Below are 26,909 nucleotides of genomic sequence, written 5' to 3'. Positions count from 1 at the left end.
ACCGCAATCAAACAGGCTTTTCCGCTATCCCTGCCGGCCATGTTTTATATAGACATCGCTTCTTCTTTCATACTATGTTTGCAAGTCGTGCGTGCAGTCGTCGTGCGATAACTCCGCCATAAAAGGAGGCCGCTTGCGGTCCTTCAGCATGAAGACCAAGATGACGGTTGCCATCTCCCTGCTTTTCGCCGGGTTGCTTACCGTTCTTGCGCTCACCGCCCAGTTGTACTTCGTCGACCAGCTAAAGGCCCTGTTGTTCACCCAGCAGTTCAACATGGTTTCCGCCGTCGCGGACCAGATCGACGACAGGTTCCGCATCATGCAGACGGAACTCGTCGCCACGGCGAGCACGCTTAAAAAAGAGGACCTGCATAACCCCGCCGCACTGAGCCGTTTTTTCGCGGAGCGCCCCGATACTCTTGCCATGTTCGACAACGGGCTGTTCCTTTTCTCCCCCCAGGGGACCCTGGTCTCAGGGAACCCGTACGAACCTGGTATCATCGGGAAGAATTTTCTCTACCGTGACTACCTGAAGGAGACCCTGGCCACGCGCCAGCCCCGTATCTCCCAACCGTTCATCTCCGCTCAGCCGCACCATCATCCCATCGTCATGCTGACCGCGCCGTTACTGGATGAGCACGGCGAGGTGGCGGGCGTTCTCGCAGGGAGCCTTGACCTCACGAGGCCCAACGTCCTCACCAAGCTGGGGACCATAGTCCTTGGGGAAAAAGGTTATATCTACCTCTACAACAGGGACCGGGTGATGATTGCCCACCCCGATCGCAGCCGGATCCTGAAACAGGACGTCCCTGCTGGGGTGAACGTGCTTTATGACAAGGCGATCGCCGGGTTCGAAGGTACCGGGGAGACGACAAATTCACGCGGCGTCCATGTGATCAGCTCCTTCAAGCGGCTCAAAACCACCGGCTGGATCCTCGCCAGCAACTTTCCGCAGCAGGAGGCATACGCCCCGATCCGCAAGGTCCGCAGTTACATCGCAGGCGCCCTCGTCGTGGTGCTGCTCGCATCCACTCTCGTCGTGTGGCTGTGCATGAAATTCCTCACTGCACCGCTTGTATCCTTCACCGAGCAAATCAGGAAGCTCGCCCAGGGCAAAGAAGAGCAGGCAACGCCCATCGTCGTCGAAACCGGCGACGAACTCGGTGTGCTGGGAGATGCCTTCAACCAGCTTCTTCACGAGCTGGATCAGCAAAAGACCGAACTGCAGCGGCAGTTGGAGTTCTCACAGAAGCTTATCGAGGTGACCCCGATACCGGTTTTCTACAAGGGGCCCGACGGCAGGTACCTCGGCTGCAACCAGGCCTTCCTCGATTTCACCGGTACGACCAGGGAGGCCGTACTCGGCAAGACGGTGCTGGATCTAACCACTCCCGCGCTTGCCGACATCCATCAGCGCGCCGACCTGGAGCTTCTGTCCAAAGGCGGGGTGCAGGTGTACGAAAGCCGGGCTTACGACGGCCAGCATACCCCCAGGGAAGTCATGTTCTTCAAGACCAGCTTTGCCGCACCAAGCGGCTCATGCGGCGGTCTGGTCGGAGTCATGCTCGACATCACCGAGCGAAAACATGCGGAAGCAGCGCTCCAGGCGCAGAAGGAGTTTGCGGAAAGTTTGGTTCTCAACTCCGCGATGCCGACCTTCGTGCTGGATAGCGAGCACCGCGTCATCATCTGGAATTACGCATTCGAAGCCTTGACCGGTGTGAAGGCGGCTGACGTTCTCGGACAACGACAGATCGCAAGCCTCTTTTACGACGATGGCCGGCCTTTACTTGCCGACCTCGTCCTGGACGGCGACATCGCAGGGATAGAGAGGTACTTCAGCAACAACATGAGCTCTGGGCTGATTGCCGGGGCGATTCAAGCGGAGACTTCCTATCACGATCCTAAAGGTGAGCTCCATCATCTGACGCTGACCGCAGCTCCGATACGTGACAGGAACGGCACGGTGTTAGGTGCGATCCAGACCGTCGAGGACATAACGGCCCGCAAGAACGCCCAGGAGGCGCATGAAAAGACAAGGCGCCAATTTCAGCTCATCCTCGATGCTGCCGGCGAGGGGATCAACGGCGTCGACAGGGACGGCAGAATCACCTTTGCCAATCCCGCTGCAGCCCAGATGGTCGGTTGGTCCCAGGAAGAGCTCTTGGGCAGATCCCAGCATGCCCTCATGCATCACACCCGCGAGGATGGCTCTCACTACCCGGAAGATGAATGCGCCATGGCCGCCGCCTGTTGCGAGGGACGCCCCTACCAGGGGAGTGACGAGCTGTTCTGGCGCAAGGACGGTTCCAGTTTCTATGCGGAATACACCTGCAGTCCCATCCGTGAAGGTGGTGAATTGGTCGGTTCCGTGGTGATCTACAAGGATGTGACGGAGCGGAGGCAGTCGGAGGAACAGTTGCTGAAGCTCTCCCAGGCCGTCATGCAGAGCCCGGTCTCCATACTGATCACCGATCCGCACGGCAATATAGAGTATGTGAACCCTAAATTCACCCAGGTGAGCGGCTATACCACAGACGAAGTGACCGGTCAGAATCCCCGCATCTTCAAGAGCGGTACGACCGCTCCGGAACTGTACCGGGGGATGTGGGAGACCATCTCGGCGGGACGAGTCTGGACCGGAGAGCTTTACAACCGTCGCAAGGACGGCAGCATGATCTGGGAACATGCCACCATCTCGCCCATCCGTAACGCTTCCGGCGCGATCAGCCATTACATGGCCTTCATGGAGAACATAGGCGAGCGCAAAAAGCTCGAAGAACAGTTGCGTCAGGCCCAGAAGATGGAGGCGGTCGGTCAATTGGCAGGCGGCGTTGCGCACGACTTCAACAACATCCTCACGGTGATCATGGGGTTTGGCCAGTTACTCCAGCACTCGCTGCCCGAAGGGGATCCCATGCTCGAAAACATGGAGCAGATCCTCGATGCCGCGGACCGTGCGACGCACCTGACGAAGAGTCTGCTCGCGTTCAGCAGGAAGCAGGTCATGGTGATGCAGCAGGTCGAACTAAACGAGCTGGCGCGCCGGCATTCCAAATTCCTCATGCGCATCATCGGCGAAGACGTCGCTCTGAAGGCCGATTTCAGCGAGGTGCCGCTGCCGGTGATGGCCGACAGCGGGCAGTTGGAACAGGTGCTGATGAACCTTGCTACCAACGCAAGGGACGCCATGCCCGGCGGCGGGGAGCTCAGCATCAAGACGGCGGCGGTCACCCTCGACAACGAATTCCATCGCCTGCACGGCTACGGCGTTCCAGGGCGCTATGCCCTTGTCACCGTTGCCGATACGGGGGGCGGGATGGACGCCGAGACACAGCGGAAGATCTTCGAGCCCTTCTTCACCACCAAGCTCCCGGGACGCGGCACCGGCCTAGGTCTCTCCATTGTCTACGGCATCATCAAGCAGCATGGAGGCTACATCACCATAAGCAGCCAGAAAGGCTTCGGCACCACTTTCAGCATCTACCTTCCGCTGGCAGAGAAGGCCATCAAGTCGAAAGAAGCCGCCCAGACGTTCATTCCCGAAGGGGGGAACGAAACCATCCTTGTAGTCGAAGATGACCCGGCTGTGGGGAGGCTCGTGGAATCGGTCTTGAGGCGTTACGGCTATCGGGTCATGCTGGCAGGCAGCGGCGAGGACGCCCTGGAATTGTTCGAGTCGAACGGACACGACATAAGTCTGGCGCTGCTCGACGTGATCATGCCCAAGATGAACGGAAAACAGCTCTGTGAGGCTCTCCGGGAGCGCTCCCCGCACCTTAAGGTTTTGGCCCTGAGCGGCTACACGGCGGACGTCATCGAGGACAAGGGGATTTTCATGGAAGGGGTCGATATCATTAAAAAACCTGCGAAGCCGCTCGAACTCGCGAGAAAGGTCCGGGAGATGCTCGACGCATAGCCGTCTCCCCTCTTCGTCCTGTAGAGAGGGGAGGGTGGTTAAACCCAATAAAAACGAACACCTAGGCGGTAAAATGATCGTTGAAAACATGACCATGGAGGAATTCGCCGCGGGATTGCGCACTTGCAAGACCGTATACATACCGTTTGGTTCCGTCGAGGAACACGGGAGTCATTTGCCTTTGTCGACGGACACCATCGAGGCATACGAAGTCGGCAAGCGTGCCGCCGAGCGCATACCGCTCTTTGTGGTGCCGCCGATCCATTACGGTTCCTGCCGGTCCACGTCGCGTCATCCCGGCACGATTTCCATCAGCACCGGAACCTTGAAGGCGCTTCTCAAGGACATCGTACGTTCGCTGCATGCACAGGGACTGGCGAACTTCATAGTTTTGACCGGACATGCCGGTGGATCGCATCGCATGGCGCTGCAGGACGCCGGTGAAGAACTGATTCAGGAGTTGCCGGAGATAAACATGGCCGTGGTCACGGAGTACGACCTGGCGAAGGAAACTGGCGCGCACCTGATCGAGACGCGCGGCGACGCACATGCCGGCGAGATCGAGACCTCGCGTATCATGCATTCGCATCCGCATCTGGTCAAGGGTACCGCCGCAGCCGAATATCCGAGTTTTCCGACCGGCATCCTGGTGCGCGACAAGCGCAGCTTCTGGCCGGGCGGTGTCTGGGGAGATCCCGGCAAAGCCACCGCGGAAAAAGGCAAGTTGTTGGAATCACTGGTGGCTGACAAGGTCGTGGAGCTGGTTCGGGCGCTCGAAAGCAGGCGCTGGTGAGGCGCCGAAAAACCGGCCTCCAAATTTGCCGTTTAAAGGGACTTTTTGATCCGGTGCAGGGGTAGGCCTGCACCTGATTTTGCGTTCATGGCGTCAACAGGTGATGTCACGGGCAAATCGGCGTGCCGACATGGGCAGGCTGTCGTTCTGGCAGGAATGTGCGAAGCATCGTGACGCGGCCCCTGAACGTCGAGTGCGACGAATGGGACGGGCGGAGTCGGAGCAGAGTAGGAGCAATGGACGGCAGTGGATGCTCCATCCGATGTCGATTCCAGACCAGATCGTGAAACGAGCTTCGGTAATGGGACACCAGCTATAGGCCTCGTATCGTGGGCAAGGGAGGTCGGCGCCGCATCACTTCGCCAAAAGACATCTTCAACTTGACATAATATATCTTATGGGACGTAACATGAAGGGAAGGCGGGGGCGGCATCAAGACGGTCGAGGACGGGAGTTGCTCTCTCCTCTCTTCCAGACTGCGTTGCGCCGAAATGGCGGATTGCTACTACTCGGAGACAGGTGGCGCCCATTTAAAGGTGGGACCGGTTTTTTTGGCGGGTGACGGCTGCTCATTCACTGTGGGCTGCTGTCCCGGCTTTTCTCCTTTGAAGAAGTCCCTCATCTTTTCCGGCAGCGGTACTGCCGTCACTTCTTTTAGTCTGATGTCCTGAACTTCCTTGGCCTTGCCTTCCAGTTCGACCGTCTGAACCTTCCCGGAACTGTAGGTGATCTCGACAGTATCTGCCCCGGCCACCCCCGCACCACGCACAAGGCTCATCACCGCAAATATTGCAAGAGTCGTTTTCTTCATTGTTCTCCCTTTCCAGAACGTATTTTCTGTCATAGTGATTGATGATATTAGACTCAAATTATAAATCAAGCAGCAATGACTGACATTTCCCAAATACATGGTATTAATATCTTGGTCGTGAGGTTTTTATGACCAAAGCAGCTGAGCTCATACGTGGAGGGAGATGATGTTTTACCTCAAGAATGGCTTTTGTTGTCTTACGTTGTTACTGCTTCTGCTGATTGCCCTCCCCTGCTCCTCTTCGGCGGCCGAAAGGGTTTACACCCTTGCCGTCGTACCTAACCTCCCCGCGGTCACCTTGCACAAGAACTGGAGACCGCTCGTGGAGCATCTATCCAAAGAAACCGGCGTCAGGATCGAGCTCAAGCTTTACGACAAGATCAATACCTTCCTGGCCGATGCGCAGGCCGGGCAGACCGACTTTCTCTACGCCCCTCCCAACATGTTCTTCCTCGCTTACCAGAAGCAGAAGTACATTCCGCTGGTGCGCAGCTCCCACATGATCCGCGGACAGGTTTTCGTGCGCAAGGACTCGCCTTATACCAAGGTGAACGAATTAAAGGGAAAGACCATCGCCTTTGTCGGACCGAAGAACGTCTGCAGCGTCATCACGCGCCATTCCATGCTGACCGGACAGGGTGCGATCGACTACAACGTCTCGTTCAGCGGGTCGACCATCAATGTAGCGAAGAGCGTTCTGGTCGGAAAGGCCGACGCGGGAGCCACGCTCGACACCAGCATGATGAACGACGTACCCGAGATGCGAAAGGAGTTCCGCGTCATCCTGGAAACGGAAAGAATGGCACCCCACCCTTTCGCTGCCCACCCGCGCGTGCCGAAGCACGTACAGGAAACGGTGACAGCGGCCCTGCTTCGACTGGACGAGTCCGACCAGGGTAGAAAGATCCTGGACACGGTGAAACTGTCAAAGCCGATCCGTGCCGACTATAACCGTGATTACTCCTTCTTCGCCAAAGTGGACTTCGAGCGATTGGACAAACAGCAGCCGAAATAACCGGGATTCACTCAATGTTCAAACGTCTCGACGTAAAAATCATCGTCTCCCTCACCATGATCCTCACTGCGATGATCGCGGTGTACGGCTGGCGCATAGGCAGCAGGCAACAGTCAGTCTACGTGCAGTCTCTGTCGAACAACCTTCGAGTGCTGTCTCACAGCTACGCAGATAATGCCGCGAATTTTCTGGTTGTTAAGGATTATGCCGGGCTGGAAAGCCAGATGATGAATGCGGCCCACATCCCGGAGGTGCTGAGCGTCCTGGTCATCGAGCCGGACGGCAACGTGCTGTGCAACGTGGTACGTCCCTCGCGCGGAGAGGCGCCGCACCTGACCTACGATGTCAGGCATTTCCCTGCGCCGCGCGGGCGCGAGCCGAGTCTCGGCCGCGAAGGTGACCAACTGGTCAGCTGGGCTCCGATCCTGGCCGGAGACCACCTCGGTTGGGTGCGGATGGCACTAACGCTGGAAACCGCGCGCGATTTGCAGCACGCCGCATGGCGCAGCTCACTCCAGATCGGCGCGCTCTGGATCCTCGTGGGAACCTTGTTGATGGTCCTGGTGGTGCGTCCGCCGCTGCGCGCGATCCGCGAACTGAGCCGGTTCGCCGGGGAGTTGCAGGACCGCAAAGGGGCGCAAGTGCCGGTCCAGCGCGGGGTCTTGGAGATCGACAGCCTTGCCGACGCGCTCAACCACTCGTCCGCGCGCCTGCATGAGGCGGAAAAGCGCCTTGTGGCAGAGCAGGAACGTCTCGCAGTCACCTTGCAGTCCATCGGCGATGGCGTGATCGCTACCGATACCGGGTGCAGGATCGTCTTTTTGAACCACGTTGCCGAGACGCTCACCGGATGGAAGCAGGATGAGGTTCAAGGGGAGCACCTGGACCGCGTGCTGCGGATCGAGGGGGGCGCCGGTGACGCAGACGCTTTGCGTGAGCTGCTCTCCGTGCTTGAGGCACGACGCACGCTGGAGCTGCCGGGCACGCGTCGGTTGCGCTCGAAAAACGGTACCGACCGTACGGTGACCGTCAACGGCGCTCCGATTCTTGACGCGGCCGATCAGCTGGGCGGCATGGTGCTGGTGATCAAGGACGTTACCGAGAAGGCCGAGATGGAGGAAGAGCGGCGCGTGCTCGCGCACCAGCTCGCGCAGTCGCAGAAGATGGAGGCCATCGGGCAACTCGCCGGCGGTGTAGCCCATGATTTCAACAACATGCTCGGGGTTATCATCGGCCATGCGGAACTTGCCCTGTTGGCAAACGACCTTTCCGGGCAGATGCAGGACAGGCTTCGGGAGATTCTGGACGCGGCAAGCCGCTCCGCAGAGATAACCAGGCAACTCCTCGCCTTTTCCCGCCAGCAGCACGCCGAGCCCAAAGTGCTCGACCTGAACGAGACCATCGCCAGGATGCTCAAGATGCTGCACCGCCTCATCGGAGAGGACATCGATCTCTCCTGGTCCCCGGGCTTCGAGTTGAGCCATGTGCGACTCGATCCAAGCCAGTTGGACCAGGTCATGGCGAACCTTTGCGTCAACGCCCGCGATGCCATTGCCGGCATCGGCAAGATCGAGATTTTCACAGACAACGTCATGGTTGGCAGTGCGGAACGGGCCCGTGTCGGAGACCTCGCTCCAGGGGCGTACGTCAGACTGGTGGTGGCGGACAGCGGTTGCGGCATGAGCGCGGAGGTGATGGAGAGGATCTTCGAGCCTTTCTACACGACGAAGCAGCTCGGACGCGGGACCGGACTCGGGCTTGCGACCGTCTTCGGCATAGTGAAGCAAAACGGCGGACACATAGAGGTCACCAGCTCGGTTGGAAAAGGGTCCGTATTCACCGTGTATTTTCCGGCAGTTGCAACCAGTTCCCGAGAAGTGACGCAGGAGAAGAAACGTCCGGCCGGAGGGACGGAATCGGTACTGCTGGTCGAGGACGAGCCCGCCATCATGGAAATCGGCGCCACCATCTTGAAGCAGCTTGGGTATCGAGTCTATCCGGCCGCCTCACCCGAGGAAGCGATCGACATATCCGAGAACAGCAAAGAGAAGATCGACCTGCTTTTGACCGACATCATCATGCCGGGCATGAACGGCAGAGACCTGTCGGAACGGCTGTTGGAAAGCCGCCCGGAAATGAAGTGCCTGTTCATGTCCGGATACACGTCGGACGTCATAGCCGAAAGGGGCAAGATAGGAGCGGAGATGTGCTTTCTGCAGAAGCCTTTCAGCGTGGAGTCGCTCGCCTTGAAGGTTCGCGAGGCGTTAGCGAGTTGAAAGACGAAGGCGCCCGGCTGGTGTGATCCGGGCGCCCGGTCCGGCGTTACATCCCCATGCCGCCGCTCCCCATCATGCCTTGGCGATAGTACGAAGACATGTTGTGGAAGGGTTGCGCGATGCTGATCGTGTCAAGCGTGGAGGTCATCTGATTCATCAGCTGAGTCATGTCCGTATTGGTGTTCGCCGCGCGCACCGAGGACATGTTGCTGAACATGGCCCCCATCATGCCGCGGTAGCGGTTCACGTCCACCGTAGTCGTCGAGCCGGAAGTGGCGAACACTTGTCCCATCTGCCCCCCCATGATGGTCGCCATGTTTTGTGCCGTGCTGTGCATGGTCGGGTTCTGCCCTTCGATGTAATCGCCCATAACGTTCGACCCCGAATCAAGGTGGAGCCTGTCCCTTAACTGGGTCATCGCCTGGTCCATCGTGTAGTTTCCGGTCTCCAGCATCTCGCGTACCTGGGTCGTGAGCGGACTGATGAAGTTGCTGCTCACCGTGCCGGAGACGCTTTCCTTCGGCATGCTCATCAGGTAGCTCTTGGCCACCTTCATGCCGGTATCCTTGTCGATGGTAACGCCCTGCACCGCCATGGCGACGATGGGGTATTTCCCGACGTCGGCAGGATCTACGGTGAGCGTGTATGCGCCGTTTTCGTCGGTCTGGGCGGAAGGCTCACCCGCGTCGGGGAGGTAGTTTCCGTTTTTGTCCATGAACACGGTGGCGTACTGCAGATAGCCGTCAGCCACTTTCCCTGCGACCTTGGTCGTATCCGTCGTAGAAGAACCACCGCCGCCACAGCCTGCCAACATCCCTGCCGCGACGACCGCCGCAAACCCGATGAACCGTGTTTTCATATCATCCTCCTGTAACTGTTCTTATAACTGGGAATTTAGAAATCGTAAGTAATGGAAATCCCGCTGGTGAAATCGGGGCTGCTGCGGGTCCAACCTTTGCCGGCATAGGCTTCGATGCCGGTGCTGGTGGTCGCCAGATACTTCAGCTTGAGTCGTGTCTCCAGCAGTTGACTGCTCCCCGAGATGGGCGCCGAAGACGTTTTCACGATCAGCATCGGGAGCAGCTTTTCTGTTACCGCGTAACCGGTTCCGGCGTTGAAGCTCACGTAATCCTTGAGAGGCAGGACCGACGAGTGCCCCTGAAAGGTGTAGCCAACTTCTGCGAAGGAGTACCAGTTGCCAAGCTGTTTGAAAAACTCGACCGCGGCCCCCTCATCGAAGGAGCCGGTACCGAGGGCGCGGTCTTTGTCCCCGGTGGGGAACTTCACCGACAGGTAAGGCCTGATCCTGGGCATGAGCTCCCCTTCCTCCACCAGCACATACCCCGCCTTCGCCGTTACATCCCCTACTCCGCTGGCGGAACGTCCGTAGTTATCAGGAGCGGCCGACGACATCGTACCGCCTCCGCTCCCGCTTGAGGTTCCGCCCATGGAACCGCCCATGGCAGCAACCTGTTTCCGCATCCCCGCCATCTGGCCGCCGGAGCCGAGGAGCACTCCGGTGTTGACCGCCGAGTTGCTCTGGTAGACGTAAGGTACTTCAAGTGAGAAGCCGAGTCTTTCGGTAGGCGCGACGGTCAGGGTAAAGGGGAGGTAAAGCGAGCGCGTCGTGGTTCCTGTTCCGTAGTCGCCCGAAGCAAACTCGAAGCCAAGCGAGGCCGAGACGGCTGGTCCCGCCCCCATCGCGGTTCCAGGGGCCGCGAAAGCGGCTGCCAGCAGTAAGCCGAACCAGACCTTGCTACGGTGAAACGTGTTTATCATCACCTCTCCATCGCGCCGCCGCTAGCGCCGCATCATGCCGCCGCCCATCATGCCGCCGCCTCGCATGAATCCGCCACCGAAGCGTCCGTCCTGGGAACGAAACCCAGAAGAACCCGAACTTTTGCCGGACCAGACCGGGGCACCGTTTTCGTTGCGCAGTTCTGCCGTGGTGCCCGTGGTACGATTCACCAGCTTCTGGGTAAGCAGGTACTGCTTCCCATCCTGCCCCTGTGCTTTCGCGCCTTTGGCGCTGATTTCGTCGTTGATTCGGACGGCGATCCCGGATTTTTGCCAGTAAGAGCCCGGCCCGACGGTCACGTCGACGGGGCCGCCCCCGGTTTGGATCTCGAAGGCGTACTGCCCATTTTCAACTGCGTGCGGCAACGACGAGACATGCCCGTTCACGACCCCTACGGTGTTGAGGTCGTAGCCCCGGTTGAAGTCCAACCCGGTTTTCCCTTTCTCCTCGGAACCGAAACCGAGAAATCCGGCGGAAGCGTTTCCCGCGGGACCGCTGAGAAAGATCGACAAGATCAGCGTTAAGGTCAACCTCCTGTACGACATAACATTTCACCACCTTGTCATTGGTCACCACATCGGATGCAACATGCAGCATCCGTTAAGCAGCACCGCGGCCGATATCACTACCAATGCGACTGCCAATACTCTCATCGTTCTCCCCTCTCAGTCCGTTGCCTTGGAGTCGCGAACTGCAGATCCGCAAACTCCTCCCTTTGGTGCACCACGATCAGTAGATGAGCACGGTCCGTGCCACCGTAAGACAATCGGGTAAGAGCCTGTAATAGTGCGCTTTCAATGAAAGAGTGTTTTTGATGAGGGTGTTATTCGGTGCAAAAAGCTGCACATCCCGGCCGGCCGTTTGCACCACCTAGCTCTCCTCGAGCAAGCCGTGTTCCTTCAACTTGTACTGCAGCGAACGGCGCGACATGCCGAGCTCCTCGGCGGCAAGACGCCTGTTGCCGCCGTGCCTGGTAAGCGCCTGGGTGATCATCTCACGTTCCGTCCCTTTCAGCCGGTCACGGCTGCAGAGGCATCGTCCCTCCGACTGGCAAATGATTTCTTCCGGTAGCGCCTCCTGCCTCACCAGGTCCCTGGAAAGGATGACGGCGCGCTCCATGACGTTTTGCAGTTCCCGGATGTTCCCGGGCCAGTGATAGCGGCGCAGCGTCGTGATCGCATCGTAATCGATCCCTTTGAGGGATTTCCCCATCTGCTGACAAAAGCGCTGCATGAAGTATTCGACCAGGATGGGGATGGCGTCCTCCCTGTCGCGCAGCGGCGGCAGCGGCAGAGGAAAGACGTTCAGCCGGTAGTACAGGTCCTCGCGGAAGCGCTTCTCAGCCACCTCTTCGCGCAGGTTGCGGTTGGTGGCGGCGATGATCCTGACGTCCGCCTTGATTTCCCGCGTCCCCCCTACCCTTTCAAAAGCGCGCTCCTGGATCACGCGCAACAGCTTGGCCTGCAGGGGAAGCGGCATCTCGCCGATCTCGTCCAGGAAGATGGTCCCCCCTTTGGCAAGCTCGAACTTCCCCTGCCGGGCCTGAACGGCACCGGTGAAGGCGCCTTTCTCGTGGCCGAAGAGTTCGCTCTCCAGGAGGTTTTCGGGGATCGCGGCGCAGTTGATGGCGACGAAGGCGGCGTTTTTGCGCGGGCTCAAGAGGTGCACGGTGCGCGCGATAAGCTCCTTGCCGGTTCCGCTCTCCCCCATGATGAGGACGTTCGCCATGGTGCCGGAGACGTCGTACACAAGCTGGCGCACCACGCGCATCGCGTCCCCGGCGAAGAGAAGTTCCTCCGGAGGGAGTCCTGCCGCCACCGCCTCTTTGAGGGAAAGGTACTCGCGCGCCCTTCCTTCAGCCTCTATGGTGCGGCTAACGAGCGCAATGAGCGCCTGCGGGTCGTGCAGCGGTTTGGTCAGAAAATCGACCGCTCCCTCCTTGATGGCGGAGACCGCCTCCTCTACGGCGCCGAAGGCGGTGAGGAAGATGAATGGCGGGGCGGCCAAGTCTGCGCGCGTCTCGCGGAAGATCTCGAGGCCGCTCTTTCCGGGGAGCTTCAGGTCGGAGACCACCACGTCGAAGCTGCGCCGGCGCAACTCGCGCAAGGCTTTCGCGCCGTCCGCCGCGCATTCGACCTCGTACCCTGCGTCCTGCAGGATGGTCTGCAGGAAACTGCGAAAAGTGTCGTCGTCCTCGATTACCAACACGGTTCCCTTCATCTCGGCTCCTTCCTTTATCTATGCGCAGCTGCCGGAAGGCTGAGGACAACCCTGGTCCCTTCCCCTTCCCTGCTATGCAGCGTGATGCTGCCGCCGTTTCCTTCCACGATCTTCTTGCACAGGGCGAGTCCCAAGCCGGTGCCGCGCGACTTGGTGGTGAAAAACGGCTCAAATACGTGCGGGCGGTGCTCTTCTGCGATGCCGTGTCCGTTATCCTCCACGGTGATGACCGTCTCCCTTCCTTGCCCCTCTGCGGTGAACCGCAACGTCCCGCCGTCCGGCATGGCCTGGAGTGCGTTCCTGCCGAGGTTCAAAAGGGCCTGTTCCACCCGGTCCCGGTTCGCCCGGGCCGAAACGCCGCCGGCACACTCAACCGTCATCTCGACCCCTTGGGCGCGCGCCTCCGGCTCCAGCAGGGAAAGGACTTGATCGAGCAGGTCGCAGAGCTGGAAATCCCCGATTGCCGACGGCTCGTGCGCCGCGTAGGCGAGCAGATCGTTGACGAGGGCCTCGAGGCGTACCGCTTCGGTAACGATGCTTTGGGCGAAAGGACCGTTGCGCGCCTCCTGCGGTTTTGCCGCGATGACCTGGGCAAACCCCTTGATGCCGGCCAAAGGGTTGCGGATTTCGTGGGCCAGCAGTGCCCCCATCTCGCCCAGTTTGGCGAGAGCCTCGCGTCGGGCCAGTTCCTGCTTGTGGCGTTCCTCCCGTCGCTCATACCGGATCAGCACGATGCAGAAGAGCCATCCGGCAAGGACAAGGCCAATGACGATGGTCGCGTTGAGGCGGGCCCGGCGGATAACCGCGTCGGCGCGGTAGGTATGCAGGGTGAGCACCAAGGCAAGAGGCTCCCCCTGCACGGTTACCGGCGAGGTGAACTGGTAGGCGCGCTCTCCGGTGCCAAGGAGCACACGGGTTTCCGACCGGGTCTCCAGCGGAGTTCCCCCTGCGGATTTAGGATCGGATGCGATGCCGATGAGATCCTTGTTGGAGTGGAAACGGTAGACACCGCGACGGTCGATGAACGCGAAGTAGGCGACATCGACCGGGTGGAAGGCGTGCAGGGGCTTGAAAGAAGGATCGTTCGCGGCCAGGTTTTCTATGGCCGTGGTGAGGGAAAGGGCAAGACCGCGCAGGTTCTCCTGTGCGATCGGGCCTGCCTGCCGGTAATCGTAAATCGAGAACCAGAGCATGGGGAAAGTGACGAGGATGATCAGCAGCAGCGCTGCCTTCTTAAACATGAGCTTTAACCGTCATCTTTCGGATCGGTGACTGTGCCACCGCCTCCCTCAACGTTCGCAACAGCGCCGACTAAGGTCAGTGCTCTTTTACTTCCAAAGCGACATCGGTGTCGCCCGATGAGGCCCGGCCGATCTTGTCGACCACCTTCCAGTGCACCTTGATGGTGGTTCCCGGCGGGTATGGTTGCGGCTTCTTCGCTTTCAGAACACCCGCCATGTCGAACACCGACTGGTAGATTTCCCCTTCGATCTTCTTGCCGTCAGCGGAGAGCGTGAGTTCCTTGATGTCGACCGGACGGTCGAAAAACGCGTCGATCTCCTCTATGTCGGATCGCCCCTTCTCCTTCATCCCGGTTACGCCCAGAAGTCTGGGCGGAGCGAGCGGGAGAACGCCCTTTTCGTCGACGGATGCGGTGAGTTTGTTGAGCGGGGTATCCGCACCGTCCACCTTGATGGCCACGCGGGATACGCCTGAGAACTGCCGCAGGGTCAGGACGACCGCGCTGACCAGGGACTGCTGCGCCTTTGTGTCGAGCTGCGTACCGGCAAGTTCCTTGCTGAAGTTGACGGTCACGGTGTCGCCCGCCTGCGAGACATCCAGGACACGGGTACCGGCGGGAAACGGCTGCGCCAGCTCTCCATGGTAGGCGGGAAGATCTCCCATGCCGGCCACCAGTTTGCCCAGAGCCACCTTCTTGAGGCTCCCCTCGTCGAAGCTGAAGAACGGGAAAGGAAGCACCCTGCCCGGCTCCTTAGCCGAAGGGAAGTAGATGACGAAGCCGTAGCAGGTTCCTTTGTCGATGGGTGGGACCGGACCGAACTGGGAAACGAAGGCGCCGGTGGCGTTCACCCTGCCCTTAGCCTCGGCGGGAGGCTCCTTGCGGGCGTTGCATCCGGCAAAGACGACCATCAGGAAAAGGAGTGCGGCCAAACTGGAGAGCCTGAAGAGGTTAGAATTTTCCATAGAATGATCCTCTAAGCCATTTTCGGTAAAAACGCCAGATGATTAATCTAATACTTCAATAAGATACGCTTCAAAACAGCTGTAGCAGGGACGGAAGAAGATGAGCGAAGTGCGGTGTGGGAGGCGGAACGGGGGCGGCTCCTTACGCGGAAGCCGCCCCCGGATGAACTACTTTACGGTGTACCAGAACTTGGAGCTGCGCACCTGCCCGTCTTTCACCTTGAACTTGCACATGACGCCGTACTTCCCTTTTTTGGAGAAGTCGAAGTCCGCGCCGAAATGCCCCTGCATCCCCATCAGGTCCTTGGTCTGATCGGCTTTGTCAGGCCCCTGTACCTTCACCTTCACGTCGCCTTCGGTGATCGGCTTGCCGGTCTTGGCGTCCTTGAATTCTACGGCAAGGTGATGAGTCTCTTTCATCCCCTTGGGAAGTTCCATCTTCATAGCAGCCATGTGCTCTTTCATGCTCATGACCTTGAAGGTTGCCTTCACGCCATTGACGACTTCTTCGTGTGCAACGCCGCCCATGTCGTGGCCGCCGTGCTCCATGTTCATGGAACCGTGATCCATGGCGAAGGAAGCGATCGGTGCGGTCAGTGCGAGTGCTGCTGCTACGAGGACGATGAGTTTCTTCATGTTCATTCTCCTTTGATGTGAAAAAGTAATCATGCTTCGTTTAGCACACGTTGTGCCAATAGTTAAACCTGCGTATTTACTGATCTAGTCGCTTCTGTCACAGGGGCGTCTGAAGAATATTCCACTGCCATCGTGGCATATTCTCCTGTCAGTGCTTCATGCCGGAGTACTTAAGTTTCCCCTTCTTGAGATCGTGCTTCTTCATCAGGACGAAGATCACGGGCGTCATGATGAGTACGTGCACCGCCGAGGAGATCATGCCGCCGATCATCGGTGCCGCGATCGGCTTCATCACGTCGGCGCCGGTTCCCGACGACCACATGATCGGCACGAGACCGAGAAGCGCGACGGCAACGGTCATGAGCTTCGGTCTCAGGCGCAAGACGGCCCCCTCGAAGGTCGCGTCGTAGATGTCCTGCTCGGTGACCGGCCCTTTGAGGAGCCGCCGGTCCAACGCCTCGTGCAGGTAGATGACCATGACGACCCCGGTCTCGACCGCGATGCCGTAAAGGGCGATGAACCCCACCCAGACCGCGACGGACATGTTGTACCCCAAAAGCTTCACCAGGTAGACCCCGCCCACCAGGGCGAATGGTACGGAGAGCATGACCATGCTCGCCTCGAGCGCCGAGTGGAAGGTGAAGTAGAGCAGGATGAAGATGATCAGGATGCCTGCAGGCACCAGCATCTGCAGCCTCGCCTTCGCGCGGACCTGGTTTTCCCACTGCCCCGACCACGCGACGTAATATCCCGGGGGAAGTTTCAGCTGTTTTTCGAGTACCGTCTTCGCTTCGTTCACGAAACCGCCCATGTCGCGTCCGCGCACGTTCAGGAAGACGATGGAGCGCAAAAGCCCCCCCTCGCTGTTGATCTCGGGCGCACCGGTGGAAACCTTCAGCTTCGTGACCAGGGAAAGCGGGACCTGCGATCCCTCCATGCCGGAGACCAGGATGCGCTGGATGGAGGGGATGTCGCTGCGCAACTCGCGCATGTAGCGCAGGCGGATCGGGAAGCGGTTGCGCCCCTCTACCGAGGTGGAAAGCATCTCGCCGCCAAGTGCCGTGGAGATGACCTCCTGGATGTCGCCTACCTGCACGCCGTAGCGCGCCGCCGCTTCGCGGTCGATATCGATGTCGATGTAGTTGCCGCCGGTAACACGCTCGGCGACGACGTCGGCGGCGCCCGGCACCGTCTTCAGGATCCCCTCGGCCTGCACCGCCAGATCCTTCAGGACGTTCAGGTCGGAGCCGAAGATCTTGACGCCCAGGTCGGTGCGGACACCGGTGGAGAGCATGTTGATGCGGTTGATGATCGGCTGGGTCCAGCCGTTTCTGACACCTATCTGCTGCAGTTTGCCGTCAAGTTCCGAGACGATGTCCGCCTTGGTTACTCCCGGACGCCATTGGTCCTTGGGTTTGAGGATGATGATGCTCTCGAACATGGAGACCGGCGCCGGGTCGGTCGATGTCTCGGCGCGACCCACCTTGCCGAGCACGTGCTCCACCTCCGGGACGCTCTTGATCACGGTGTCCTGCACCTGGATCAGGCGTTTCGCCTCGTTGATCGAGATGTTCGGAAGCGTTACCGGCATGTAAAGGAGCGACCCCTCGTCCAGGGGAGGCATGAATTCGCTGCCTATGCTCATGAACATCGGGATGGCGATGGCGAGCGCGACGACGTTCAGGGCGATGGTGGTCTTCTTCCACTTGAGCACCCACCTGATGACCGGCGAGTAAAGCTTTATGAAGAAGCTGGAGACCGGGTTGGAGCTCTCCGGCGGCATCTTCCCCTTCATGAAGAAGTACATGAGCACCGGGACCAGCGTGATGGCGATGAAGGCCGAGCCCATCATGGAGAAGGTCTTGGTGAAGGCGAGCGGGTGGAACATCTTCCCTTCCTGTCCCTCGAGCAGGAAGACCGGGACGAAGGAGAGGATGATGATGGCGAGCGAGAAGAAGATGGCGCGCCCAACCTGCTTGGCCGAGGCGATGATCACCTCCAGGCGCTTCTCCTGGCGCTCCTCGGGCGTCATCTCGGAGAGGTGCCGGTAGCAGTTCTCCACCATGATGACGCCCGCATCGACCAGGACGCCGATCGCGATGGCGATGCCACCGAGCGACATGATGTTGGAGGTGACCCCCATGAGCTTCATGGTGATGAAGGAGACCAGCACGGCGATGGGCAGGGTCAGCACGATGACCAGCGCGCTCTGGAAGTGGAGCAGGAACACGAGGATCACCAGCGAGACGACGATCGACTCCTCTATGAGCGAGTGTTTCAGCGTGTCGATGGCGCGGGCGATCAGGTCGCTTCGGTCGTAGGAAACCATGATCTTCACGCCGGGAGGAAGCCCCTTCTCGAGCGAAACGATCTTCTCCTTGACCCGGTCGATGACGTCCTTGGCGTTCTCGCCGTAGCGCATGACCACGATGCCGCCAACCGCCTCACCCTGCCCGTTCATGTCGAGCATGCCGCGTCGGATGGCGCCGCCCAACTGCACCGTACCTAGGTTTTTCACGTAGATCGGGGTGCCGCGCATGTCGGCGCCCACGACGATGTTTTCAAGGTCGGCGGTCGACTTCACGTAGCCGCGGCCGCGGATCAGGTACTCCGCGTCGGCCTGCTCGAGGAGCCTGCCCCCCACGTCGTTGTTCGACTTCTTGATCGCATCGGCCACCTGCCCCACCTTGATGTTGTAGGCGAAGAGGCGATTCGGATCCAGGTCTACCTGGTACTCGCGCACGAACCCGCCGATGGAGGCGACCTCGGCCACGCCGGGAACCGTGTTCAACTGGTAGCGGACGAACCAGTCCTGCAGCGTGCGCAGCTGTTCGAGGTCGTACCCCTTCCCTTCCAGGGTGTACCAGAAGACGTGGCCGACACCGGTGCCGTCGGGACCGAGGGTCGGCACAACACCTGCAGGAAGCAGCGATGCCGCGTAGTTCAGGCGTTCCAGGACGCGGGTCCTCGCCCAGTAGATGTCCGCCTTGTCCTCGAAGATCACGTAGATCATGGAGAAACCGAAGGCGGAGGAGGCACGCACCGCGCGAACCTGCGGGAGCCCTTGCAGGTTCACCGCGAGGGGATAGGTCACCTGGTCCTCGACCACCTGCGGCGAGCGGCCGGGGTAGTCGGTGAAGACGATTACCTGGTTGTCGGAAAGGTCCGGGATGGCATCCACCGGCGTCTTATAGACGGCCCACACCCCCCACGCGATCAGAAGGGCGAACATCATCAGGATGATGACTCGGTTGCGGGCGGAATATTCGATGATCTTTTCAATCATGTAAAACCTCAGTGTTCAATGGAGTGCCCGCAGTTACATCTTCATGTCGCCCATGTCCAGACCGCCACCCTTCTTCGGAGCGGCCGGTGCGGCCGGGGCGCCGTGTCCCTCGTGGCCGCCCGCACCCGGAGCAGCGGGAGCGCCTTGCTTGGGAGCCGCCCCGCCGTGCCCTTCGTGCGCGCCGCCGCCGGAGCCGCCGGAAAGCTGCGACTCGGAGTCGATCAGGTAGCCGCCGGAAGCCGCGACCTTCTCGCCCTGTTTCACGCCGGAGAGGATTTGCACCTTGTCCCCCACACGGGCGCCCACCTGCACGTCGCGCGGCTCGAACATCCCCGGCTGTGACTCGACCCAGACCACCTGGCGCTTCCCGGTGTCCATGAGCGCGGTGGCCGGAACCACCAGTGCCTTTCCAAGCGGCGCCTTGATGCTCGCGTTGACGAACATGTCCGGCTTGAGCTTCAACCCGGGGTTCGGCAGATCCACCCTAACCTTCACGGTCCTGGTTTTCGGATCCAGGAAGGGATAGATGAAGGAGACGCGCCCGGCGAAGGTCTTGCCCGGGTAGGACTGCGAAACGATCTCGACGTGCTGCCCCATCTTCACGAAGGAGAACTCGTTTTCGTACACCTCGACCTCGACCCAAACGCTGGAGAGGTCTGCGATGCTGAAGAGGGGATCGCCCATGTTGACGTATTGCCCCTCCTGGACGATCTTCTCGATCACGATCCCGGAGAGCGGCGTGTAGACGGGGAGCTTGATGTTGGGGTGCCCGGCCTTCTCGAGGCCTGCTATCTGCGCATCCTTCACGCCAAGAAGCTTGAGCCTTTGGCGCGCCGAGGCGACCAACCCCTCGCCTCCCTGCGAAATCGCGTCTATGCTCGACTTCTTGAACTGGTCGCGGCTTCTAAGGGCGAGAAGGTACTCCTGCTGGGCGGCAACGAGGTCCGGCGAGTAGACCTCCGCGACCGGCCTCCCCTTCGAGACGTAGGCACCTACCGTGTTCACGTTCAGCTTGTCGATGCGCCCCGCGACCCACGCGGTGACCTTAGCCTGCTTCGCCTGGTCGTACTGCACGATGCCGACCGCGTTGATCTCCTTGGAGAGCGGCTCGTAGTCTGCCGGCACCGTCGCAACGTTGGCCATGACCGACTGGGTCGGCGAGAGGGAGACATGGCCGAGCATCTTCTGCTCTTCCGGGCTCGCCTGCGCCCCTTCGACTTTCTTGATCAGCTGCATCCCGCAGATGGGGCAGGTTCCCGGCTTGTCCTTGATGATGAACGGGTGCATCGCGCAGGTGTAGAGCACCGGCCCTTGGGCGGTTTTTTCCTTTCCCGCGGGAGCCTGGTGTTTCTGCTGCCAAAAGTAGTATCCGCCGCCCGCTGCCGCGACCAGGACCAGGATGATGGGAACCGCAACCTTCAAGCTTTTGTTCATAGGTAGATACCTCGTGGGTGGAAATTAAATAACATCACTGGTGCCCTGCGGCATGTTCGCTCCGGCTGCTCGGCTCCTGCACCGGAGGTGCATCAGAGGTAGGCGCAGAAGAGAGATCCCTGCCGACCAGCGCTTCCAACTGGGCAAGCTTCATCTGGTAGTCCGCCATGGAGTCGTAATACTCGCGCTCGTAGTTGAAGAGGGTCACCCGGTTGTCGAGCAGGGTCAGGAAGTCGACCTTGTTGACCCGGTAGCCGATGACGGCAGATTCAAGCGACTGCTCGGCCTGCGGGATGATCCCGGTGGTGTAGAGATCGACCAGTTTCCTGCGCCGATCCATCTGGGCGAGAAGATCGTTGATACCGGAGGAGATGGTGTTTCTGACCGCCGCGAGCTCGGCGTCACCCATGCTCACCTCGGAGGTGGACTCGGCCACCATCGCCTGGCGGCGCGCCTTCTGGATGGGGAGGTTGAAGGTGACGCCCAGCGAGTACATGTCGGAGCCGTCGCTTCCCATCGCCTTGTCGCGCTGCATGTATTCGAAGGAGACGTTGAAGTCCGGGTAGGATTCCTTCTGCGCCAAGAGGCGCCCCGCCTTACCCTTCTCGATCTGGGCCCGGACCGTCTTCAACTGCGGACGGCTCTCCTCGGCCATGTCGAGCAACTGATCCGGTGTGTAACCGAACGGGGTGAGCTTGAAGTCGCTTATCTCGCCCACCTTGGTGGTCTGCGGACGGTTCAGCAGCAGGTTGAGGTTGACCTCGAGGCTTCTGCGCTGCTGTTCGAGGGAAATCTTCATGTCGAGCATCTTGGAGCGCTCCAGGAGCGCCTTGTAGATGTCCTGCTGCGCCCCCTGCCCCACCGAGTACTTGGTCTGGGCCAGGGTGATGAAGTCGTCGAGGATCTTGATGTTCTTGTCGAGGATGGCGAGGGAGTGGTCGGTGGAGTAGATCTGGTAGTAGGTTTCCTTCACCATCCGAGTGAGTTCAAGTTTTCTTTCCTCGACGCTCCAGTGGTACCCTTCCGCCTCGGCGGCGGCGATGTCCTCCTTGAGCTGCCGTTTTCCGGCGAAGGGGAACAACTGGCTTATGCCGATCACCTTCTGGGTCATGCCGTCGCGCTTGAAGTTGACCGGGTCGGTGACGACACCGTTCTGGATCTTCAGCATCAGCATGGGATCTTCGAGGGCGCCCGCCTGCTTGATGCGGTTTCTGTACATCTGCCACCGCGCGGAGGATGACTTCAGTTCAGGGTTGTTCTCCAGGGCGGATTGCACCAGCTGGTCGAGGTTTTCGGTGGCGGGCTTCGCGGCGTCGGCGTGGGCCGCGGGGGCGACCAACAGCAGCGACAGTAACAGGTACAGCGGAAATAGCCGGTATTTCATGGTGACTCCGGAAACTTGGCGATATCTTTAGCTTTGGCGTTACACGATCCGTGCCGGGCGCGTAACATACTGACTTAGAAGTGATTCACTGCAGAAGATGCTGCTGTGCGAGAAGGATATTCACCAGACGGCGTGGAATATTATACAGCCACCGGGGAATATTTAACGCAATACCCTGATATTTTTCGGCATAAAAGGAAAAATCTGAAGAACACTGAGTGAAAAAAAGCGTGTTCTCCAGATTCCTCAGGCTGAAGTCGTGTTTTCCCCCCCTCACATGACAAAGGACCGCGAGGGGCTTGCGATACTAGTCGCTGATAAGACCGTCCTTCAAGTGTATGGTCCGATCCGAATAAGCACCGTTTTCGGGGTTGTGCGTGACCATTACCACGGTCTGCCCCGCCTCGTTCAGTTGCCTGAACAGCGCCATGACTTCCTCGCTCGTCTTGGAGTCGAGGTTCCCCGTCGGCTCGTCGGCAAGAAGGATGTGCGGGTTGTTCACGATGGCGCGGGCGATGGCGACGCGCTCCTGCTCGCCGCCGGAGAGCTGGTTCGGAAGCCGGTCCGTTTTCGCGCCGAGACCGACCCGCTCGAGCGCCTTTTGCGCCGCATCCCTCTTCTGCGCCGTGCTCATCTTCACGATGGCAAGCGGGAGCATGACGTTTTCCAGCGCGGTGAGGTACTGGATCAGGTGAAAGGACTGGAACACGAACCCGAGGTTCTGGGCCCGGAAGTCGGCTAACTGCTCGCTTCCCAACTGGTACAGCTTGACCCCTGCCATCTCGACGTCACCGCTAGTGGGATGGTTCATGCCGCCGAGAACGGACAGCAGGGTACTCTTCCCTGAACCGGACTGCCCCATGATGGTGATGAACTCACCGGCCTCGATGGTTATGTCCACTCCGCGCAGCGCCTCAACCAGATCCGCTCCGGTCTGATACTGCTTCTTCACGTTCTTGATTTCTATGATAGCCATGTCGTCCTCTTAAAGGGCCCTGAGGGCTTCGGTCGGATCCATCTTGCTTGCGTGCAGTGCCGGGTAGAGGCTCGCCAGGATGCCCAGGAGCAGCGCGAGCCCTACCGAGCCGAAGGCGATCGTCGTGTCCCACACGAGATGCGCGTTCTTGGTTTCGGCCATGAACGGCAGGGCGAGCTTCGCCCCGCCCATACCGGCCGCGTAGCCTAGCAGACCGGCCAGGATGCTGACCAACGCCGCCTCGAGCAGGATGATGCGCATGATGTGGCTCTTCCTGAAGCCGATGGCGCGGAAGACGCCGATCTCCGTGGTGCGCTCGTTCACGCTACCCATCATGGTCACGAAGACGATGAGGGAGCCGATGAAGACGACCACGCCCGCCATGGCGTAGGAGAAACGTTTGAACTGGTCCAGCGCTTTAAGACGCCCGGCGACTACCTGCTGAATTGCGGAAACCTTGCTGTCCGGAAGCAGTTCGGCGATCTGGTTCACCATGTCGCTGATCGGGCAGCCGGAGCAGAGGGCGGCCACCTCGGCCATGGTGATCTTTCCTTCCTTGCCGAGGACCTTCTGTGCTTTCGGAAGCGAGGCGAAAACCAGCGAATCGTCCTGTGAGCCGGTCTGGTTCAGCACCCCCGCCACCTTGAACTTTTCACCTTTTATCTCGATGGTGTCGCCGGAACTTGCGTTCAACGTATTGGACGCGTCACTGCCGAGGAGTATGTCGTGCTCACCCTTCGGTTCCTCGCCGAAAATCTGCCACCACTGCTTCATCTTCAGTTCGGCGGGGAATTCGACGCCGACCAGCAGCACGTCGTGGCCGTTTATCTTCACGCCGCCAAGCACCTTGGGCGAGATCGCCGAGATGTTCTTGTTGTTCTTGATCTTGCGGACCTTCTCCAGGTCTTCCTGCTTGATCTCGCGCTGGTCGAAGGTGACGCCGCCAAGGCTGATGCCGCCGTAGTTCATGGACAGGCCGTTACTCTGCGGTGTGATCAGGATGTTCGCGCCGAACTCGTCCATCTTGCGTTCTATGTCGTTGGACATGGAACGGGTCAGGGTGACGAGGGTCACGATGGTGGCGATGCCGACCATGAGGCCGATGGTGAGGAAAGCCATCTTCGCCTTGCGTCGTTTCAGGTTGTTGATCGAGATGGTGTGCAGTTTCATCTTGTCTCCGTGATGCGGGGTCGATTCGTGGGGTGCTCGGTCGATGCCGTGGGACCGAGGAGGCGGTATCCCACGGCATCTGTCTTCAACGACTACCGGCCTTCTCATTATCAAGGTGCGTGCCAAGCCTTTGGATCTGTCTCAAGTAGCCGAAACTTCGTTGCATCCTGACGCGGAAGGGAAAAACGAGGCACGGCCGCGGAAGAATATTCAACGTGCCTCGAGGAATATTCCACACACGGCCGTCTTGCTACTTCCCGACTTCGTCGCTTTTTACCAGCTTCATGCCGCAGATCGAGCAATCCGCGGTCGGGTCGCTGCTGGTAATCCAGGGATGCATGGGGCAGGCATAGAGGGCGCCCTTCGGTGATGAAGGTTGGGTCGCGCTCTTCTTCCCGAAAAAGAACCAGAGGGTGAAGGCTATCAGGGCGATGCCGCCCAAGGTGACTATGATCGGTGCGGTATCCATGATCTATCCCCTTTCCACGGTGAACCCGCGCAGGCGCAGGGCGTTGGTGACGACGCTTACCGACGACATCGCCATGGTCAGCGAGGCGATGATCGGGCTCAACAGCCAGCCGGTGAACGGGTACAGGATGCCCGCCGCAATCGGGATGCCGAGGATGTTGTAGATGAAGGCGAAGAAAAGGTTTTGCTTGATGTTGGCGATGGTGGCCCGCGACAGGGCGATGCTCGAGATGACGCCGTTCAGGTCCCCTTTTACGAGGGTGATGTCGGCCGCCTCGATGGCGACGTCGGTGCCGCTTCCCATCGCGATGCCGACGTCCGCCTGGGCCAGGGCCGGTGCGTCGTTGATGCCGTCGCCAACCATGGCGACCACCTTGCCCTGCGCCTGCAGTTTCCTGATTTCCTCCCCCTTGCCGTCCGGGAGGACCTCGGCGACGACACGGTCGAGCCCGACCTGCCGTGCGATGGAGTCGGCGGTGCGCCTGTTGTCGCCGGTCAGCATGATCACTTCCAGTCCGAGTTCATGCAGCCTTTTTACGGCTCCGGCAGAACCATCCTTGATCGGGTCGGCAATGGCTATGACACCGGCGTAGGCACCATCCACGGCCGCGAAAATCGGCGTTTTCCCTGCATCGGCGAGGTCGTGAGCGGATGCGGCATCGACCTCTATGCCGTGATTCTTGAGCAGCAGCGGCGTTCCGATCAGCACCTTCCTGCCGCCGACCTCGGCTTCGATGCCGTGTCCCGGGATGGCGTTGAAGCCGGAGACCGGGAGCTTCTCGATCCCCTCCTCTTCCGCGCTGCGCAGGATCGCTTCGCCAAGAGGATGCTCGCTTCCCGCTTCAGCTGAGGCGGCCAACTGGAGCAGAGTTCTACGGTCCATCCCCTGCGCTTCGATATCCGTCACCGACGGGACCCCGCGTGTGATGGTGCCGGTCTTGTCGAGAACGATGGTGGTCAGCTTGTGCGCCGTCTCGAGCGCCTCGCCCCCTTTGATGAGGATGCCGCTTTGCGCGCCGCGCCCGGTGCCTACCATGATGGCGGTTGGCGTGGCGAGCCCGAGTGCGCACGGGCAGGCGATGATCAGCACGGAGACGAAGGTCAGAACGGCCATGTTGAGCCGGGTCTCCTGCGGAGAGACGTCGAACCAGACCACGAAGGTCGCGATGGCGAGGCTGATCACCACCGGGACGAAGTAGCTCGCGATCAGGTCGGCCAGACGCTGGATGGGCGCCTTGCTCCCCTGCGCCTGCTGCACCAGTCGGACGATCTGCTGCAGTACGGTGTCCTTGCCGATCCTGGTGGCGCGCATGCGGAAGGAGCCGGTCTTGTTCATGGTGGCGCCGATAACGGTGTCCCCGGTCTGCTTTTGCACCGGCAACGGTTCACCGGTCAGCATGCTCTCGTCGACTGATGAATTCCCCTCGATCACCTCGCCGTCCACCGGGACCTTCTCGCCGGGACGCACCACGATGACATCGCCCAACTGCACCTCGGCAATCGGGATGTCCTGTTCCTTGCCGTCGCGCACGACGCGCGCGAGCTTCGGCTGCAGGCCGATGAGGGCGTGGATGGCACCGCTTGTCTTGCTGCGGGCGCGCGCCTCGAGCAGGCGCCCCATGAGGATCAGGGTGACGATGATGGCGGCGACCTCGTAGTAGACGCCTACCGGTGCCGCCATGCCGTGGGCATGTCCCGCTGCCGCGCCGTCCGCGGCGGAGGTCCCGGCCATGAGCCATTCGGGCGCTATGGTGGCAACGAGGCTGAAGATGTAGGCGGACAGGGTACCCAAGGCGACCAGGGTGTTCATGTCCGCGACGCGATGCTTGGCGGCCGCCCAGGCACCGGTGAAGAACTCGCGCCCGGCCCAGAAAAGAACCGGCGTGGTGAGTGCAAGTTCAACCCATGCGCGGCCGGGGAAGTTGAGAGCGTCGGCCAGGGCCGGAACCACGTGCCCTGCCATCGCCAGGAAGGCGACCGGTATGGTGAGGGCGAGCGCTATGAAAAACCTGGTCCTGTTTTTGCGGTACTGCGCCTCGTGCACCTGCGTCTGGGCCTCCAGCATCTCGGCCTCGTCGGTTGCCTCGCCGCCGGCGCCCGCTTCCAGCACGTCGTAGCCCATGTCCCGCACCACCTGTTTCAGGGCATCCGGGCCGGTGGCGTTCGGGTCGTATTTGACCGTAGCGCGCGTCGTCGCGAAGTTCACCGCGGCGGTGACGACGCCCGGAGTCGTGTTCAGCGTCTTCTCTATGCGCCCGGCGCACCCTGCGCAGTTCATCCCCAAGAGGGGGAACTCGCACTGATCCACCGTTCCCGGTGCGGGTGCGGCCTTCGGCGCGTCGGCGGGCGCCTCCTTGAGAAACTTCTCCGGCGAAGCGACGAACTTCTCCATGCAGCTTGCCGAGCAGAACTTGTAGGTGACATCCTCGTGCACGGCGCTAAACGGCGCGGATTTCGACACGTCCATGCCGCAGACGGGGTCGCGTAAAACCAGTTGTTCCGACATATCCATTTCCTC

General features: G+C 60.2%; 19 protein-coding genes. 4 read left to right on the top strand and 15 right to left on the bottom strand.

What is annotated here, in order from left to right; translation table 11 throughout:
• Positions 1–133 precede the first annotated feature (133 nt).
• Positions 134–3,919 (top strand): PAS domain S-box protein, encoded by a 3,786-nt coding sequence (locus tag D6Z24_RS05050; RefSeq protein ID WP_129125478.1) that lies wholly within the window; start codon positions 134–136, stop codon positions 3,917–3,919.
• Between the two features lie 73 nt (positions 3,920–3,992).
• Positions 3,993–4,712 carry a creatininase family protein gene (locus tag D6Z24_RS05045; protein WP_129125477.1) on the top strand — a complete coding sequence of 240 codons (720 nt, stop codon included), beginning with the start codon at positions 3,993–3,995 and terminating at the stop codon, positions 4,710–4,712.
• A 505-nt stretch (positions 4,713–5,217) separates the two neighbouring features.
• Here the strand turns inward: D6Z24_RS05045 and D6Z24_RS05040 are convergent.
• Positions 5,218–5,523, bottom strand: a complete 306-nt coding sequence (locus D6Z24_RS05040) for a hypothetical protein (RefSeq protein WP_129125476.1) — start codon at positions 5,521–5,523, stop codon at positions 5,218–5,220.
• A 166-nt stretch (positions 5,524–5,689) separates the two neighbouring features.
• Between D6Z24_RS05040 and D6Z24_RS05035 the strand changes: the two genes are divergently transcribed.
• Together D6Z24_RS05035 and D6Z24_RS05030 are read left to right on the top strand one after the other, a co-directional pair.
• On the top strand, positions 5,690–6,538 hold the full coding sequence (locus tag D6Z24_RS05035; protein WP_129125475.1) for a phosphate/phosphite/phosphonate ABC transporter substrate-binding protein: 849 nt from the start codon (positions 5,690–5,692) through the stop codon (positions 6,536–6,538).
• Positions 6,539–6,552: 14 nt separating this feature from the next.
• On the top strand, positions 6,553–8,814 hold the full coding sequence (locus tag D6Z24_RS05030; protein ID WP_129125474.1) for an ATP-binding protein: 2,262 nt from the start codon (positions 6,553–6,555) through the stop codon (positions 8,812–8,814).
• 46 nt (positions 8,815–8,860) lie between these two features.
• On the opposite strand, the gene D6Z24_RS05025 is transcribed toward D6Z24_RS05030, so the two are convergent.
• The 14 genes from D6Z24_RS05025 to D6Z24_RS04960 all read right to left on the bottom strand — a co-directional run bounded on the left by D6Z24_RS05025 (position 8,861) and on the right by D6Z24_RS04960 (position 26,897).
• Positions 8,861–9,673 (bottom strand): hypothetical protein, encoded by an 813-nt coding sequence (locus D6Z24_RS05025; protein WP_129125473.1) that lies wholly within the window; start codon positions 9,671–9,673, stop codon positions 8,861–8,863.
• Between the two features lie 35 nt (positions 9,674–9,708).
• On the bottom strand, positions 9,709–10,593 hold the full coding sequence (locus D6Z24_RS05020; RefSeq protein WP_129125472.1) for a transporter: 885 nt from the start codon (positions 10,591–10,593) through the stop codon (positions 9,709–9,711).
• Between the two features lie 21 nt (positions 10,594–10,614).
• Positions 10,615–11,142, bottom strand: a complete 528-nt coding sequence (locus D6Z24_RS05015) for a DNA-binding protein (RefSeq protein WP_246014573.1) — start codon at positions 11,140–11,142, stop codon at positions 10,615–10,617.
• 340 nt (positions 11,143–11,482) lie between these two features.
• Positions 11,483–12,832 carry a sigma-54-dependent transcriptional regulator gene (locus tag D6Z24_RS05010; RefSeq protein WP_129125470.1) on the bottom strand — a complete coding sequence of 450 codons (1,350 nt, stop codon included), beginning with the start codon at positions 12,830–12,832 and terminating at the stop codon, positions 11,483–11,485.
• Between the two features lie 14 nt (positions 12,833–12,846).
• Positions 12,847–14,073, bottom strand: coding sequence for a two-component system sensor histidine kinase NtrB (locus D6Z24_RS05005; RefSeq protein ID WP_129125469.1), 1,227 nt, complete (start codon positions 14,071–14,073; stop codon positions 12,847–12,849).
• Positions 14,074–14,149: 76 nt separating this feature from the next.
• On the bottom strand, positions 14,150–15,037 hold the full coding sequence (locus D6Z24_RS05000; protein ID WP_129125468.1) for a GerMN domain-containing protein: 888 nt from the start codon (positions 15,035–15,037) through the stop codon (positions 14,150–14,152).
• Positions 15,038–15,205: 168 nt separating this feature from the next.
• On the bottom strand, positions 15,206–15,673 hold the full coding sequence (locus D6Z24_RS04995) for a hypothetical protein (protein WP_129125467.1): 468 nt from the start codon (positions 15,671–15,673) through the stop codon (positions 15,206–15,208).
• A gap of 148 nt (positions 15,674–15,821) precedes the next feature.
• Positions 15,822–18,959, bottom strand: coding sequence for an efflux RND transporter permease subunit (locus D6Z24_RS04990; protein ID WP_129125466.1), 3,138 nt, complete (start codon positions 18,957–18,959; stop codon positions 15,822–15,824).
• 33 nt (positions 18,960–18,992) lie between these two features.
• Entirely contained in the window at positions 18,993–20,393 is a 1,401-nt protein-coding gene (locus tag D6Z24_RS04985) for an efflux RND transporter periplasmic adaptor subunit (RefSeq protein WP_129125465.1), read from the bottom strand.
• A gap of 34 nt (positions 20,394–20,427) precedes the next feature.
• Positions 20,428–21,777, bottom strand: a complete 1,350-nt coding sequence (locus D6Z24_RS04980; RefSeq protein WP_129125464.1) for a TolC family protein — start codon at positions 21,775–21,777, stop codon at positions 20,428–20,430.
• A 307-nt stretch (positions 21,778–22,084) separates the two neighbouring features.
• Complete coding sequence (locus tag D6Z24_RS04975) at positions 22,085–22,753, bottom strand: ABC transporter ATP-binding protein (RefSeq protein WP_129125463.1); 669 nt, start codon at positions 22,751–22,753, stop codon at positions 22,085–22,087.
• Between the two features lie 9 nt (positions 22,754–22,762).
• Positions 22,763–23,923 carry an ABC transporter permease gene (locus D6Z24_RS04970; protein WP_129125462.1) on the bottom strand — a complete coding sequence of 387 codons (1,161 nt, stop codon included), beginning with the start codon at positions 23,921–23,923 and terminating at the stop codon, positions 22,763–22,765.
• A gap of 250 nt (positions 23,924–24,173) precedes the next feature.
• Positions 24,174–24,392 (bottom strand): heavy metal-binding domain-containing protein, encoded by a 219-nt coding sequence (locus tag D6Z24_RS04965; RefSeq protein WP_129125461.1) that lies wholly within the window; start codon positions 24,390–24,392, stop codon positions 24,174–24,176.
• A gap of 3 nt (positions 24,393–24,395) precedes the next feature.
• Positions 24,396–26,897: a heavy metal translocating P-type ATPase gene (locus D6Z24_RS04960; RefSeq protein WP_129125460.1), complete on the bottom strand. Its 2,502-nt coding sequence runs from the start codon at positions 26,895–26,897 to the stop codon at positions 24,396–24,398.
• Positions 26,898–26,909: the final 12 nt, after the last annotated feature.

The organism is Geomonas oryzae (genome assembly GCF_004117875.1).
In the GTDB taxonomy this organism is placed as follows: Bacteria; Desulfobacterota; Desulfuromonadia; order Geobacterales; family Geobacteraceae; genus Geomonas; species Geomonas oryzae.
Note: the sequence above shows the minus strand (reverse complement) of the source record. Positions and strands in the feature narration are given on the sequence as shown.